General features: G+C 52.9%; 17 protein-coding genes. 11 read left to right on the top strand and 6 right to left on the bottom strand.

Annotation, left to right across the window (positions count from 1 at the left end; all coding sequences use genetic code 11):
* Window positions 1–7 precede the first annotated feature (7 nt).
* Complete coding sequence (cysS, locus tag QYC28_RS08250; RefSeq protein WP_190278030.1) at window positions 8–1,474, bottom strand: cysteine--tRNA ligase; 1,467 nt, start codon at window positions 1,472–1,474, stop codon at window positions 8–10.
* Window positions 1,475–1,572: 98 nt separating this feature from the next.
* Between cysS and rpsN the strand changes: the two genes are divergently transcribed.
* The 3 genes from rpsN to QYC28_RS08235 all read left to right on the top strand — a co-directional run bounded on the left by rpsN (window position 1,573) and on the right by QYC28_RS08235 (window position 3,929).
* Window positions 1,573–1,875 carry a 30S ribosomal protein S14 gene (rpsN, locus tag QYC28_RS08245; RefSeq protein ID WP_011057663.1) on the top strand — a complete coding sequence of 101 codons (303 nt, stop codon included), beginning with the start codon at window positions 1,573–1,575 and terminating at the stop codon, window positions 1,873–1,875.
* 43 nt (window positions 1,876–1,918) lie between these two features.
* On the top strand, window positions 1,919–2,206 hold the full coding sequence (locus QYC28_RS08240) for a 4a-hydroxytetrahydrobiopterin dehydratase (protein WP_286625305.1): 288 nt from the start codon (window positions 1,919–1,921) through the stop codon (window positions 2,204–2,206).
* 85 nt (window positions 2,207–2,291) lie between these two features.
* On the top strand, window positions 2,292–3,929 hold the full coding sequence (locus tag QYC28_RS08235; protein WP_302679289.1) for an acetolactate synthase large subunit: 1,638 nt from the start codon (window positions 2,292–2,294) through the stop codon (window positions 3,927–3,929).
* Here the strand turns inward: QYC28_RS08235 and QYC28_RS08230 are convergent.
* Together QYC28_RS08230 and lepB are read right to left on the bottom strand one after the other, a co-directional pair.
* Window positions 3,926–5,665, bottom strand: coding sequence for an FAD-dependent oxidoreductase (locus QYC28_RS08230; protein WP_302679288.1), 1,740 nt, complete (start codon window positions 5,663–5,665; stop codon window positions 3,926–3,928). The two genes, QYC28_RS08235 and QYC28_RS08230, sit on opposite strands and share 4 nt — an antisense overlap.
* Window positions 5,662–6,309 carry a signal peptidase I gene (lepB, locus tag QYC28_RS08225; protein ID WP_399375241.1) on the bottom strand — a complete coding sequence of 216 codons (648 nt, stop codon included), beginning with the start codon at window positions 6,307–6,309 and terminating at the stop codon, window positions 5,662–5,664. The genes QYC28_RS08230 and lepB overlap by 4 nt, the downstream gene beginning before the upstream one ends.
* 197 nt (window positions 6,310–6,506) lie before the next feature.
* Between lepB and QYC28_RS08220 the strand changes: the two genes are divergently transcribed.
* The 4 genes from QYC28_RS08220 to QYC28_RS08205 all read left to right on the top strand — a co-directional run bounded on the left by QYC28_RS08220 (window position 6,507) and on the right by QYC28_RS08205 (window position 9,048).
* Entirely contained in the window at window positions 6,507–7,061 is a 555-nt protein-coding gene (locus QYC28_RS08220; protein ID WP_149819878.1) for a protoglobin domain-containing protein, read from the top strand.
* Between the two features lie 79 nt (window positions 7,062–7,140).
* A complete protein-coding gene (locus tag QYC28_RS08215) occupies window positions 7,141–7,536 on the top strand; it encodes a roadblock/LC7 domain-containing protein (protein ID WP_149819876.1) in 396 nt (131 codons plus the stop codon).
* A 17-nt stretch (window positions 7,537–7,553) separates the two neighbouring features.
* The gene (locus QYC28_RS08210) at window positions 7,554–8,144 is read left to right on the top strand and encodes an ATP/GTP-binding protein (RefSeq protein WP_149819874.1); all 591 of its coding nucleotides are present in this window, start codon (window positions 7,554–7,556) and stop codon (window positions 8,142–8,144) included.
* Window positions 8,145–8,166: 22 nt separating this feature from the next.
* On the top strand, window positions 8,167–9,048 hold the full coding sequence (locus tag QYC28_RS08205; protein WP_286625299.1) for a DUF4388 domain-containing protein: 882 nt from the start codon (window positions 8,167–8,169) through the stop codon (window positions 9,046–9,048).
* 84 nt (window positions 9,049–9,132) lie between these two features.
* Here the strand turns inward: QYC28_RS08205 and QYC28_RS08200 are convergent, their stop codons facing one another.
* The 3 genes from QYC28_RS08200 to QYC28_RS08190 all read right to left on the bottom strand — a co-directional run bounded on the left by QYC28_RS08200 (window position 9,133) and on the right by QYC28_RS08190 (window position 11,964).
* Window positions 9,133–9,996 carry a fructosamine kinase family protein gene (locus QYC28_RS08200; RefSeq protein ID WP_226971914.1) on the bottom strand — a complete coding sequence of 288 codons (864 nt, stop codon included), beginning with the start codon at window positions 9,994–9,996 and terminating at the stop codon, window positions 9,133–9,135.
* 11 nt (window positions 9,997–10,007) lie between these two features.
* On the bottom strand, window positions 10,008–10,235 hold the full coding sequence (locus tag QYC28_RS08195) for a Calvin cycle protein CP12 (protein WP_011057657.1): 228 nt from the start codon (window positions 10,233–10,235) through the stop codon (window positions 10,008–10,010).
* A 127-nt stretch (window positions 10,236–10,362) separates the two neighbouring features.
* Entirely contained in the window at window positions 10,363–11,964 is a 1,602-nt protein-coding gene (locus QYC28_RS08190) for an NAD(P)H-quinone oxidoreductase subunit 4 (protein WP_302679287.1), read from the bottom strand.
* Window positions 11,965–12,291: 327 nt separating this feature from the next.
* On the opposite strand from QYC28_RS08190, the gene QYC28_RS08185 reads away from it, so the two are divergent.
* The 4 genes from QYC28_RS08185 to QYC28_RS08170 are packed head-to-tail and all read left to right on the top strand — an operon-like array spanning window position 12,292 to window position 14,710.
* Window positions 12,292–12,633: a cation:proton antiporter subunit C gene (locus QYC28_RS08185; protein WP_302679286.1), complete on the top strand. Its 342-nt coding sequence runs from the start codon at window positions 12,292–12,294 to the stop codon at window positions 12,631–12,633.
* A gap of 9 nt (window positions 12,634–12,642) precedes the next feature.
* Window positions 12,643–14,067: a cation:proton antiporter gene (locus QYC28_RS08180; RefSeq protein ID WP_226972050.1), complete on the top strand. Its 1,425-nt coding sequence runs from the start codon at window positions 12,643–12,645 to the stop codon at window positions 14,065–14,067.
* Window positions 14,064–14,453: a Na+/H+ antiporter subunit E gene (locus QYC28_RS08175; RefSeq protein ID WP_149819862.1), complete on the top strand. Its 390-nt coding sequence runs from the start codon at window positions 14,064–14,066 to the stop codon at window positions 14,451–14,453. The genes QYC28_RS08180 and QYC28_RS08175 overlap by 4 nt, the downstream gene beginning before the upstream one ends.
* Window positions 14,450–14,710, top strand: coding sequence for a hypothetical protein (locus QYC28_RS08170; RefSeq protein WP_181495024.1), 261 nt, complete (start codon window positions 14,450–14,452; stop codon window positions 14,708–14,710). The genes QYC28_RS08175 and QYC28_RS08170 overlap by 4 nt, the downstream gene beginning before the upstream one ends.
* Window positions 14,711–14,718: the final 8 nt, after the last annotated feature.

Raw genomic sequence — 14,718 nt, 5'->3', positions numbered from 1 at the left:
TCCACAGTTAGGGGGTTGAGCCAGCGGGCACGCGAAACCAATGGGTGGTGCCGTCCTTTTGATCCACGAGTTTGACCCCTTGAGCCAAAAGGAGATCCCGCAGGCGATCGCTCTCCGCATAGTTCTTGGCTTGGCGGGCAGCGGTGCGAGCGGCAATCAGGTTTTGAATCTCCTCATCGGTGAGTCCCATCGTTGGCGAAGGTTTTGGCGCCTCTTTGGCCTCTAGACCCAAGACCTGAGCAAGGGCAACCAAGGTGTGCCAATCGCGACTCACCTCAGCGGGCGATCGCCCCCAGTCTCCCCCGTGGAGATAGCGATGCTGCTCACGATTCAAGGTTTTGGCCAGTTCAAAGATGACCGCTAGAGCTGCTGCGGTGTTCAAGTCCTCATCCATGGCCTGACAGAAGGCTTGGGTACTGGGGTGAGCTTTTACCGCCTCTGGATCAATGACGGGCAGGGAGAGCTGCCGATTGAGCTGTAGCGCCTCCTGCAGGGTTTGCCAGCCCTTGGCAGCGGCGGTCAGTGCCTCTGGCGTGAAGTCCAAGGGTTTGCGGTACTGGGCTTGTAGAACCAACAGGCGTAGAGCCATAGGATGTACTCCCTGAGCCAAGAGGTCACGAATCGTCGTGAAGTTGCCCAAGGACTTGGACATTTTTGCGGCGTTTACGGTTACAAAGCCGTTGTGGAGCCAAAATCGCGCTAGGGGCTGCTGGGTCACTGCCTCCGATTGGGCAATTTCGTTCTCATGGTGGGGAAAAATCAAATCCATACCGCCGCAGTGGATATCCACCGTTGCGCCAAAGGCCTGCCGCACCATCGCCGAGCATTCAATATGCCAGCCGGGGCGCCCTTTTCCCCAGGGGGCTTCCCATGGCTCATAAACAGCCATTTCCTCCCGCTTTGCGGCTTTCCAGAGGGCAAAATCAAGGGGATGGCGTTTGCGCTGCTCCTCCTCTTCCTCAATGCGGCCACTGGCACCGGCCATGAGTTGCTCAAGCTGTCGCCCAGAGAGCTTGCCATAGCTGGGAAATTGTGCCACGGCATAGTAAACATCCCCGCCGGCCACATAGGCATAGCCGCGATCCAGTAGCCCTTGGATGAGGTGAATAATTTCTGGAATCACCTCTGTCGCGCGGGGATAAGCAGTGGCAGGTAGGATATTCAAGGCCGCCATGTCCTCGTGGTAGGCGGCAATGTAGCGATCGCTCACTGTGGCCATTGTCTCGCCGTTCTCATGGGCACGGCGCAAAATCTTGTCATCAATATCGGTAAAATTTTGCACATAGTGGACGTGGTAGCCCAAAAACATCAGATAGCGGCGCAGCACATCCCAAGCCACGTAGGAACGGGCATGCCCCAAGTGGCAGTAGTCATACACCGTAACCCCGCAGGCATAAATCGTCACCCGCTCTGGGTGCAGGGGCGAGAAGGGTTCAAGGCGGCGAGACAGTGTGTTGTACAGATGTAAGGGCACAGAAACACCCCGCAAGGATCAACAGTTGCAGCAACAAATCGCTCTTTGATAGGATATAGGATACCAAATTGATCATTATCGAGGACAAACACACCCCCATGGCCAAAAAAAGCATGATCGAACGGGAAAAAAAGCGGCAACGGCTTGTTGCTAAATACGCCAGCAAACGCCAAGAACTCAAGGCTCAACTGGCCAGCGCCGAAACCCAAGAAGAGATCATGAGCATCCATCGTCAACTGCAACGGTTGCCCCGCAATAGTGCCCCTTCGCGGCTGCGGAATCGCTGCTGGTTGACGGGTCGTCCTCGTGGTTACTATCGCGATTTTGGCCTCTGCCGCAATGCCCTGCGGGAAATGGCCCACCAAGGGCTACTGCCGGGGGTCGTCAAGTCCAGTTGGTAAATTACCTCTGCTACCCTAGAGCTAATAGGGTTGAGGCACAACCATGGCAGAGCGACTCTCCGCAGCCGATATTGAGGCACAACTAGCAAACCTAGCGGGCTGGAAATTGGCGGGCGATCGCCTTGAGCAAACGTTTGTTTTCAAGGATTTTCTTGGCTCCATTGCCTTTGTCAATCGTCTGGTGGATCCCGCTGAGGCGGCCGGACATCACCCTGATTTATCCATCTCTTGGAATCGGGTCACGGTCTGCCTCACCACCCATGATGCCGGCGGCATTACCCAAAAGGACATTGATCTGGCCAAGGTGATCTCCGATCTGGCCGCGGCATAAATTTCGTCAGCATTTGCCAACATTTAAGGATTGGGCGAAAAAGACAGAACTACGATAGGGAGTAGTGCCCGCGATCGCCTATCCTATGAATACCGCCGAATTACTCGTGAAATGCCTTGAAAATGAAGGCGTAGAATACATTTTTGGTCTGCCGGGGGAAGAAAATCTTGATGTCCTGCAAGCGCTGCGTCGCTCCCCCATTCAATTTATCACCACCCGCCATGAACAAGGGGCGGCCTTTATGGCCGATGTCTATGGTCGTCTCACCGGTAAAGCGGGGGTGTGTCTCTCTACCCTTGGCCCCGGTGCCACGAACTTAATGACGGGGGTTGCCGATGCTAACCTCGATGGTGCTCCTCTTGTGGCCATTACAGGGCAGGTAGGCACCGATCGCATGCACATCGAGTCCCACCAATATCTGGACTTGGTGGCCATGTTTAGCCCGGTAACCAAATGGAATGCCCAGATTGTCCGCCCCAGCATTACGCCAGAAATTGTCCGCAAGGCCTTTAAGATTGCCCAGAATGAAAAGCCAGGGGCGGTTCACATTGATGTGCCCGAAAACATTGCCGCCATGGAAGCTGAGGGCTATCCCCTCAAGCCTAGCCCGCCCGAAAAAACCTATGCCTCGTTCCAGAGCATTCTCAAGGCCGCTGAACTGATCAATGCTGCTGAGAACCCCCTGATCTTAGTGGGGAATGGCGCTATTCGTGCCCACGCTGCCGCTGCCCTCACCCATTTTGCCGAAAAGCTGAATATCCCCGTGGCCAATACCTTCATGGGTAAAGGGGTCATTCCCTATCAGCACTCCCTTGCCCTGTGGACGGTGGGACTCCAGCAGCGGGATTACATTAGCTGCGGCTTTGATCATGCTGACTTAGTGATTGCCGTTGGCTATGACTTGATTGAGTATTCCCCGAAAAGCTGGAACCCCGATGGGCGGCTGCCGATTATTCACATTGCCGCGACCCATGCCGAAATTGACAGCAGCTACATCCCTGTTGTTGAGGTCGTGGGGGATATTTCTGACTCCCTCTATGAAATTCTCAAGCGAACCGATCGCCAAGATAAGCCCACCCCCTATGCCGTCCAACTGCGCCAAGACATTGTGGCAGACTATTGCCAATATGCCCAAGATGAGGGTTTTCCTGTCAAGCCGCAAAAGCTTATCTATGACCTGCGCCAAGTGATGGGACCAGAGGACATTGTTATTTCTGATGTGGGTGCTCACAAGATGTGGATTGCCCGTCACTACCATTGCGATCGCCCCAATACGTGCTTGATTTCCAATGGCTTTGCCGCAATGGGGATTGCGGTACCGGGAGCAATAGCGGCGAAATTGGTCTATCCGCAGCGGCATGTGGTGGCAGTTACCGGCGATGGCGGCTTCATGATGAATTGCCAAGAACTGGAAACCGCCCTGCGCATAGGAACCAACTTTACAACCATCATCTTTAATGACGGCGGCTATGGCCTGATTGAGTGGAAGCAGCAGCGCTACTTTGGTGAATCTGCCTATGTCCACTTTGGCAACCCCGACTTTGTTAAATTGGCCGCAAGCATGGGACTCAAGGGGTATCGCATTGAAGCCACCGCTGACTTTATCCCAACCTTAAAAACCGCCTTGGCACAGGATGTCCCCACCATCATTGATGTCCCTGTGGACTACAGAGAGAATCTGCGCTTTAACCAACGCCTTGGGGAGCTAAGCTGCGACACTTAGGCCACGTGTTCCACCCGCATCCAAGGAGCATAGGGGTTGATAAAGCCCGTCACTGTGATCCGTTGCCCATTTCTATAGGTTTGCAGGCGATCGTTCACAGTGGGGTGCAGTGTCACCAAAGGCCAAGACCACTGATCCGTGCGGAGTTGATACGCCTGTTCCCCTAGTTTCACAAATTCGCCGCTAACCGTTTGCATGCCGGCGCTCACGATCATGGGTGTCGGTTGGGCGATCGCCACTTCTGGGGGTAGGGGGATTGTGGGATCAAAGGTGTTTAATGTCTGGAGTTGCCAAGCTTCCCATTCGGGATGTTGCGGCGGCAGGTTAAAGAAGGGAAAGATTGCCTGTCGGCACTCCTGAATCAGGGGCTTCAGATCAAGGGTGCCCACCAGTTGATGCAGCGATTTCCCTTGGCGAATGGCTGTGGCGGCTAACCACCCTGCCCCCTGCCCAATGCCCATCACCAGCGGTTGCAAGCGGGTGGCACCATTGGCAATATGGGTCACCGAGATATTTTTCTCTGCCACTAAAAAGCCCTCTACCCTCTGGGGAATCAACGACGTATAGGCAATCACGAAGGGCGTTCCCGTCCAACGACCGCCCCAACGGATGGACTTAGGCATCAGGGGGAGTTCCATCCCCGGATAGTGGTGATCGTTCGGATAGTTGCCGATGGCAATGCCAGTGTAGTGACCTTGGGCATCAACGGGCGGTGGCGCACTGGGGAGAATATCCTGCTCGTGAATTGTGGTGACACCCATCAGGCGACGACTTTCGCGGTAATAGGGATGGAGGGCATAGGCTCCCCCCCCTAGCTGTCTGGGGAATTGGGGAAAGGTATCCTCCGCTAAACCATAGCGGCGACCCAACTGTTGCTGCACATAACGGGCAAAATCTTGGGCGTGCCAGCGCGCCTCTTGGCAAAAGGCCTGTCGCTCTTGGGCAGAGCCAATCAGCCGTTCCAGACCCACGCCATAGTCATTCCCCTGCTGCGGCCAGTTGAGCATAAAGCGGTTTCCCGGCAGGCGGCCATAGTTGAGAAAGTGCAGCGGGTCATAGCCTGCCCAAGCACCGTTAAACTTGTGCTCATCCCAAAGGGGGGAAGGGGGAATTTCTGGGGCAGTGGCACCCTCACCATAGTCCTGTAGAACCACAATCCATGTGGGGGCTTGAACGGAATAGGTTTGAGTCAAGGCTGTGGGGGCTGACGGTGCGGAGGGTTCTTGGGTGTCTGCCTGCCACTCCCAGCCCCAGCGATGAGGAATTTCCCCCAAGGCAAGGAGATCGCCGAGTTCTGTGGCGTCAATGGTGATTTGGGCATGGAGGGTGAGGGTGGTCAATTCCACCCCGAGGATGCGATCGCCTTGGCGCAAAACCGCTTGGGGAACTTCACCAACAAGCCACGTCAGGTTGGGGGTTGCCTTGACCCACTCGGCAAAAAGATCAGCGGCGACCTTTGGCTCAAAGGTAAAGAAACTCACCCAAGCATGATCTAACCCCCCCGGCTGTCGCTGGGCGATCGCCCGCAGAAACTCGCCCCACAGCCCGGTTTGCCACGCCATGAGTTCATTGCCATCGGGCGCAGCCACCCCAGCACTCGTGAGCATGCCCCCTAGCCAAGGGGTTTCACTGACCAGCACCGTTTGTGCTCCCATGCGAGCCGCCGTTAAGGCAGCAGCTACCCCCCCTGTGCCACCACCCACAACGAGTACCTCGGTGCGCAGGGTTTGCCTCACTGTTGCGGTTCCTTGGGATCGGTAATCAACCCCCAACGATCGGGGGGCCAAAAGCGAATCGCCGCACGACCAATAATGTAATTGCGCGGTACCACGCCCCAGCAGCGGCCATCAAAGCTGTTATTGCGGTTATCCCCCAAGACCAAGTAGCTGTTGGCAGGAATCACCTGCGGTTGAGCCAGATAGGGCTGAATACCGGCACAGGTATCGACGGAGGTCAATGTCGAGGGAGCTAGATAGGGTTCGGGTAGGGGTTGATTGTTGATATAGACGCGCCCTTGGCGGAGTTCCACGCGATCCCCAGGCAAGCCCACCACCCGCTTGATAAAGGCATCACGAAAGCCTGCCTGCTGCAAGGCCGGAGTTGGATTGAAAACAATAATGTCGCCGCGATGGGGGGCATGGAAATGGTAGCTGATTTTTTCAATAATCAGGCGATCGTTAATCAGCAGGGTTTCTTCCATCGAGCCGGTGGGAATATAGCGCGCTTCTGCTACAAAGGTACGAATACCAAAGGCCAAGAGAGCAGCCAGACCCAAGGTTTTGGCCATCTCCAGCCACCAGGGTTCTGTCGTCTTTTCGGCCTTGGCTCTCATGGATTCAGGGGTAGAAGCATTTGTGGGTGGCAGTTTGCCATCGGCCATAGAAAGGAACTCCGCAAACAGTAAATCAACCCTGTACTCCACCATACCCCATCACCAAGGTAACAGCGCCCCGATGGCCAGAATCCAACAATTTTGAGAATCCAGTTAGAAGCGACAGGGTATTTACAGGCCTCAAGAAAGGTGCTAGCCTTTTGTCGGAAATTTCACGTCATCTTAGTATTGAAATCAAAAGTCCAATGGCTATCGATCCAACCGCCTTCATGGCAACTATGACTCGCCGTGTGCAGTTGACGGAAGAAGACAAATCGGTGCTTGCCCAAGCAGCACCTTGGGGTAAGGAAGTTGCCCCCGCCATGGCAGATGTCTTTTATGATTACCTTGGCAAAGATGAAGAGATGAATGCCATTCTCAACGCTACCGAAGGGCGAGTTCATCGCCTCAAACAAACGTTTGTGGAATGGTTTTACGAGATGTTTACTGGCATGGATCAGTGGGGAAAAAGCTACGCTGAACGCCGTTGGAGAATTGGACTTATCCATGTCAAGGTTGGGATTGGACCCCAGCATGTTGTACCAGCCATGGCAGTTGTAGTCAACGCTCTACGGCAAAAACTGCGCCAAGATAATCAATCGGAGGCTCTTGGGGATGCCTTAAGCAAAATTTGCATGATTGACCTTGCCTTTATTGAGCAGGCCTACTTTGAAGTCTCTTCCCAAGCAGTTCTTCAAGAGACCGGATGGACACAAGCGCTCTTTCAACGTTTAATTGCTCAAGGGGCAACCGCGATGTAGCAATTCTCTTCTTTATCTTCATTGGTATCTATTTGCTCTTGCCATCATTTATTCGATTTATTTTGGGCTAGGGGGTAAAATGGCCATTAACGCCGTCAAAATTGAAGCAATTCTGCAAAATTTTGTAGCCACTGCCAGCAATGTTCAAGGGGCAGCTCTGGTTTCTCCGGATGGCCTGACGCTTGCCGCTGTCTTGCCTAGCGGCATGGATGAAGAGCGTGTTGCCGCCATGTCAGCAGCCATGCTCTCCTTAGGTGAGCGGATTGGGCGGGAACTGAGTCGAGGACAAATTGAGCGAATTTTGGTGGAAGGCAACAGTGGCTATGGCATCCTGACTAGCTGCACCGAAGATGCAGTTTTACTGGTTCTTGCCGATGCTTCAGCCAAGCTGGGGATTATCAATCTTGAGATTAAGAACGTTATTGCCGATTTGCAACAACAACTCGTTAGTGTGAGTCCAACTGTTAGTCTCTAGCCTGAGGTCACTACCCAATGGAAATTATGCGAATCGTAGTGACCGGTGCAGTAGGCGCTGGCAAATCTACATTTATTCGCAAAATTAGCGAAATTGAGGCTGTAGACACAGATCGCAAAGCTAGTGATCATGTTGCTGATCTGAAGCCAACAACAACAGTAGCGATGGATTTTGGGCGCTTACAGTTTAGTGCTGATAAGGCACTTCATCTCTACGGTACTCCTGGCCAAGAGCGCTTTGATTTCATGTGGGACATTCTTATTCGCAAAGCCCACGCTTTCATTTTGCTAGTGAGTTCCCATCGTCCCCAAGACTTTCGGATGGCTCGGCGCATCGCTGCTTTCATGCGCCACCGCACTCAGATACCCATGGTCATCGGCTGCAGTCATGCTGATCATCCTGACGCTTGGCCGGTGGAAGAAATTGGGGTTGCCCTTGGCTATTTAGATCCCCAAAGACGACCACCAATGATATCTGTGAATAGCTTGGATCGTTTTTCGGTTGCCACAGCGTTGACAACAGTTATTCAAGAATATGTCCGATTCCAAGCTAGACCAATCACTTCTCCGGATGCCACCGCTACAGTCAAAAGACAACAACTTGAGTGATTGAATTCAAGAGGAGATTCCCATGAAAATTAGCGGTTACTTTTCAGAATTTTCGCTAGGAGAGGTTTTTCGGTTGTTGGAACAAGGGCAGCGTACAGGATGCCTCTCCATAAAGTTGATCAATATGCCAAACATTTTAACCGTGCTACCGCAATCGCAAGAGTACTACCTCTTTTTTCGTTATGGAAACGTGGTAGCAGCAACCACTACACTCAACCAACAAGGTTTGTGGCAATTGATTGAGCAGCGGAAATTATTACACCCTTTGACCATTCAACGAGTGATGGACCGATATTCTCAAAATGTACCCTTGGGGATTTTCCTAAAATCCCAAGGAATCTTGGACACACAGCAACTTAGTTTACTATTCAGGCATCAAGTGCTGACGCCTGTTCCTTACCTGTTTAGCCTTGAAGAAGGCTATTTCGAGTTTGATGGCCGTCATCCCCTGCCGTTTTCTGAAATGACCGGTCTGAGTGCTTCACCCCAAGCGATTACCCTAGCAGGTCTGCGTTTATTACGCGACTGGACATCCTTGATGGATAAATTGCCCTCGGAGAGCTCGACGATTGTCGCTTTAGTTCATGAGCCACCCTCTGTGCAGTTAAGCGCAAAGGAGTGGCAGGTATGGGAGCAAATTGATGGCACAACAACAATTCAAGAGATTGCTAACACGCTAGGCTTGCACATCTTAGAGATTCAAAAAATCTGTTTTTGTTTTATAGTGATGGGCTTAGTAGAAGAAATCATTAGCATTTCTCCTCCGCCAGCAACTACCTTTCCTAAGCAGATTGACCTAGGCTTGTCCAATAGGGAAAGTGATAATAGGGCTGGCGCCGAATTGAGTTATTCCTTCCTTAATGGAATTGTTAGCTTTTTGAGAAACAAAGCAAAAGATAATTAAGTGTTCCCTTTCATGACATCCTTCCGATGCTTACCTAAAGTTGTGGAGCATAGGCTTACCGACTAAGAATTGCTTGGTAAGCGTCTATTGGTCAAGAATCGCAGCCATCATTTGCTCTGCTTGAGTCCCATAACTGCCGCCAAAGAGATTGAAGTGATTGAGGATGTGGTACAGGTTGTAGATAGTTTTCCGTTGCCTATAGCCAACTGCTAAGGGATAGGTGGCGTTGTAGCCCTCATAAAAGGCCGCAGGAAAGCCACCAAAGAGTTCACTCATGGCCAAGTCCACCTCGCGATCGCCATAGTAACTGGCGGGGTCGAAAATGACGGGTTCCCCCGTACGACAAAAGGCAGCATTTCCCGACCAGAGATCGCCGTGCACTAGGGTAGGGGTTGGCTCATGGTTCAGGAGTTCTGGAATGGCTGCTAGGAGCTTCTCCGCCTTGGGAAAGTGTCCACCCCGACGGCGAGCCAACTCCAGCTGATAACGCAGGCGAGCATCGCGGAAAAACTCCCCCCAGTTGTCTGACCAAGGGTTGATTTGAGGAGTGGCACCAATGGTGTTATTTTCCGACCAGCCATAGCGATCGCCAGTGCCCTTGAGGTGCAACTGTGCCAGCTCTACCCCCATTTGCCACCAATCTCCGGCACTGGTGAGGGGCAAGTATTCCAACACTAAAAAACTCGCGTCCTCAACTACTCCCCATAGCAGGGGAAGGGGAACGCGAATCGCTTGAACCTTGGCGATCGCCCGCAGGGCATTGGCTTCGGCAGCAAACATGGACTGCCGTTCAGGGCGATTGAATTTAACAAAGAGGGTTTGCTCAGGATGTTGCCACACATAGGTGGTGTTGATACTGCCGCCCCCTACCGCAAGGGCTTTACCCTCATGGAGCCGCTGACCCGTCGCTGCGGCAAATTGATCCCACAACTGTTGCCAGCGACCCACACCCTCAACCCTTAGTCGTCGTAAATGCGGCACTCAGCAGCATCAGGGTTGTCATCACAGTACTGCTGAAAGGAGGTTTTGTGATCTTGCTGCTCAGCACGTTGGTGGGCAGCTTCCGCTTGCAGTTCCTCAAGGGCATCCCAAGCGGCGGCACACTGTCCAGAGGTTGCCCCTTCGGTATCACAGATTTTGTGGGCTTCCTCGCGGGCTTGTTCAATTTGTTTCTCGAGATTACTCATAGAGCCTTTATTGAATCACCGTATTCAGTTTATGCAATCTGCCCAAGGGCAGGAATGCCGTTACTCCACTCTAGCAATGAATGCCCTGAACTGCCAGTTGGAGACGGTGCATCCCCACCCCTCACCCCTAGAGGGTGCTGTCGGCAACAGTTGCTTCACTGACTAGGCTGGGGGCGGATTGGGTCAGTTGGGCATAGAGGGGCAGATGGTGCTGCGCTACCGCCGGCAGAGCCGCATGGACATGGCTAGCGATCGCTGTCGTGGTCACATCGTAGGTTTGGGTGGCTAGCTTGGGATACATCCCCACAGCAATAATCGGCACCAACAGGGACAGGGCAATGAAGGTTTCACGGGGATTGATGTCCAACAGCAGTTTGTCAAACATATCGCCCGCTTGTTTGCCCGTAAAGACACGGCGCACCATCGAGAGCAGATAGACGGGCGTAATAATCACCCCAACAGCGGCAAGGAAAATCACTCCCACTTTGAAACTCGTGGAGTAGGCATCACTATTGGTCAAGCCCAAAAAGACAGTGAGTTCACTGACAAAACCACTCATACCGGGCAGCGCCAGCGAGGCCATAGAGGCAGCGGTAAACAGGGCAAAGGTTTTCGGCATGGATTGGGCAATACCGCTCATTTTTTCCATGGCCAATGTGTGGGTGCGATCGTAGGTCACCCCGGCCAAGAAGAAGAGAACAGCCGCAATCAAACCGTGGGAAAGCATTTGCAGCATCGCCCCATTGAGACCAATGCCATTGAGGGCACCAATGCCCAGCAGCACAAAGCCCATGTGGGAAATCGAGGAGTAGGCCAGCCGCCGCTTCAGGTTTTCTTGGCCAAAAGCAGTCAGGGCACCATAGACAATATTCACGACCCCAAGGGCAATCAGCAGCGGCGCAAAGTAGATGTGGGCATCCGGCAACATTTGCAGGTTGAAGCGAATCAGGCCATAGCCCCCCATTTTCAAGAGCACGCCTGCCAGCACCATTGACACGGGCGCCGAGGCTTCACCATGGGCATCGGGTAACCAAGTGTGTAGCGGGAAAATCGGCAGCTTGACACCAAAGGCAATCAGGAAACCACCATAGGCCAGCAGTTCCAGCGCCAAGGGATAGTCCTTGAGACCCAAGGCCGCCATGCTGAGCGTAAAGTCACCCCCATAGAAGGCCATCCCTAGGCCAGCAATGAGGATAAAGAGGGAACCAACGGCAGTGTAGAGGATGAATTTTGTAGCGGCGTATTGGCGTTTGGCTCCCCCCCAGATGGAAATGAGTAGATAGACGGGCACCAGTTCCAATTCCCAAATCAGGAAGAAGAGGATGAGGTCTTGGGCGGCAAAGACGCCAATTTGGGCACTGTAGAGCGCCAGCATCAAGAAATAAAATAAACGCGGCTTCTGCTTTACTTGCCAAGCCGCAAAGATTGCCACTGTGTTGACCAGACCCGTCAGCAAAATCAGGGGGACGGCAAGGCCATCAACCGCTAGGGACCAGTTCAGGCCGATTTGCGGCAGCCAAGGCACGGTTTCCACCATTTGGATCTGGGCGGATTGGGCATCGTAGTGCTGCCAGAAAACCATTGCCGAGAGGCCAAGTTCGAGGAGTGCGATCGCTAGGGCATACCAGCGGACTGTCTTCCCCTCACGGTCGGGCAACACGGGAATGAAAAAGGCTGCCCCTAAAGGCAGCAGTGTTAGTACAGTCAGCCAAGGAAATTGGACATTCATCAGACAACCCCCCAAGGGACGAGTCCAGTAATTCGTTCAAGTGTCTGAATAAGAATATATACCTATTTGCCAAATGTTGCAAATTGTTAAGCATTTTTCTAAATTATAAAGTTTGTGACACTGATATTGACAAAAATCTATTCTATAGAGAATTGATATTGATCTGAATAAAGTTAAGATGGGGGTTGACGGGCTTAAGGGTCCTCACCGTTGGTTGCGGCGGTGCAGTTCTATAGCAACAGGCAAGGTGTAACGGCAAAGCAGAATGTTACAGTTTGTTCTAAATACCTTTGTTCTAAATACCAAGGTGTCTGGGGGTGGGGTCTCATGATTTTCTTGGAAGCCAGTGTTTTTGTCACTATCCTCGTCGGGTTTCTAGCAACGATCGTCAAGAAAAACCTGCTAATGAAGATTGTGACGATGGATGTCATGAGCACCGGCGTAGTGGCTTTGTTTGTGGTCATTGCCACCCACAGTGGTCTGGTCACGCCCATTGCCCGTGGCGGAGCCTTTGATGCTACCTATGCCGACCCCGTACCCCAAGCCGTGATTTTAACCGCAATCGTGATTGGCCTTTCGATTCAAACCCTGATGCTGGTGGCGGCAATGAAGCTAGCGCGGGATAACCCGACTTTAGAAACCCCAGAAATTGATCAAAAGTATCTGTAGGAAGTGGCAATGACGGCGCTGGCGATCGCTTGGATTTTGTTGCCTTTTGTGGCCGGCTTAACCCTTTATCTGCTGCCCCCCTTAGCGCGGGGTCTGACCCTAGCGATCGCCCTTGTTTCCCTCTGTGTCGGCTTAGGCATCACCATTAACCAAGTCAACACTGCGTTTGTCCTACTCGATAGCTTTGGCATTTCCCTGAGCATTGACCCCCTCAGTGGCTACTTTATTGTCACCAATGCCCTCGTCATTTTGGCAGCACTGTTACATACGTGGCAGGAGGGTTATAAAGCGTTCTTCTATGTGCTGCTGTGTCTGCTCCACGGCTGTGCCAACACCGTCTTTATTTCAGCGGATTTCCTCAGTCTCTACGTCAATATTGAGGTGCTGGGGATTGTTGTCTTTTTGTTAATTGCCTATCCCCGTAGCGATCGCCCCCTCTGGATTGGCCTACGCTACCTGATGGTGAGCAACGTGGCCATGCTCTTTTATCTAATGGGGGTGGCGCTCGTCTATCAGACAAACCATACCTTTGCCTTTAGTGCCCTGATGCAGGCACCGCCAGAGGCTGTGGCGCTGATTTTGATGGCATTGTTGGCCAAGGGCGCCATTTTCATTAGTGGGCTTTGGTTGCCCCAAACTAACGTCGTTGCTGCTCCCATTGTTGCTGCTCTCCTAGCCGGCATTGTCGAAAATGCTGGGGTGTTTAGCCTTGCTCGCGTCAGTCTGCTCTATAGCACCATTGCCGATATTGTGCGGCTGTTTGCCCTCGCCTCAATCTTTTTTGGCTTAATATTTGCCTTGGTGGCCGATGATGTACGACGGATGCTCAGCTTTAGTACCCTTGGCCAATTGGGATGGGTGATCATTGCCCCACCGGCAGCGGGTTTGTATGCCCTGATGCACGGCTTAGCCAAGGCCAGCCTTTTTTTGAGTGTGGGGGAACTGCGCCACTATCGTCTTAGTGAATTGCGCCAAGAGGGTCTGCCGCGCCCAGCGGCGATCGCCCTGATTATTGCCGGTTATGGCATTGTCGGTGTGCCCCTCCTTGCTGGATTTCCCGCTAAGGCTTTGACCCTAAGTTACCTTGACCCGTGGCAGCAGGGACTGCTCTATGGTGCTGGCTTTTTAACCGCCACAATTTACAGCAAATTCCTCTTTTTGCCTCGCTATCCTAGCAAGACCCCTATGGGCTATAGTGCCGCCACAATGGTGCTCTTGGGTGGGCTATTTCTGGCCAATGCCGGCTACATGGAAGCCTACAGTAGTGGCATGAGTTTGTTACGCGCCTTTTTGCCGCCCTTGGTGGGGTGTGGCCTAGTGGCTTTGGGGGTCTCCCGCTGGGAATCGCCATGGCGAGGGGCTTGGGAACGTCTAGAACATCTTCTAGGGGTGATGCTGTTACTCTTACTTGGCTTGGTGGGGTTAGCGCTATGAATTATTTGAACTTTGCCCTGCGCCTAACGATTTGGCTGCTGCTGACGGCGGACTTTGGCTTGGTCAATCTGGCGATTGGGATTTTGGTTTCGCTCCTGCTGCCCCAAGGGCGAGGGGGGATGGCAACACTGCGGCAGTGGCTGAGTACCCTAGGAAAAGTGGCGATGGCTGTTCCCCGTGCCTATATTGAAGCCATTGAAATGATGGTGCGTCCCCATCGCCATGAAGCGATCGTCCGTGAACCCGTTGATCCTACCCGTGCCCCCGGTCTGATTTTTCTAGATATTTTTACGATTACCTTCACCCCCAAGACGATCGTGCTGCACTACGACGAGGAGGGCTGGTTTGAAGTGCATCAACTAGTGGAGCGCAGACCCGAAAAATGACGGCCTTTTTAGTCATCATGCTGCTGATTCTGGGCATTCCCCTCTATGCTGCTTGGAAGGGGGAGCACATCTGGTCGAAGATGTTGGCCTTTGCCAGTATTGCCACAAAGGCAGCCATTATGATCTTGCTGGTGTCGGTGCAGCGGGATGATTGGATGATTGGCATTGTGGGGGTGATCATCCTTAGTGTGGGCAATGGTGCCCTGATGCTCTTGGCGCAGATTCTGCGGCGACTACGGGATGTCGCCAATCTTTAGGGAGGGGG

Origin of the sequence: Thermosynechococcus sp. HY596, from assembly GCF_030518715.1 — a bacterium.
Lineage (GTDB): Bacteria > Cyanobacteriota > Cyanobacteriia > Thermosynechococcales > Thermosynechococcaceae > Thermosynechococcus.
Note: the sequence above shows the minus strand (reverse complement) of the source record. Positions and strands in the feature narration are given on the sequence as shown.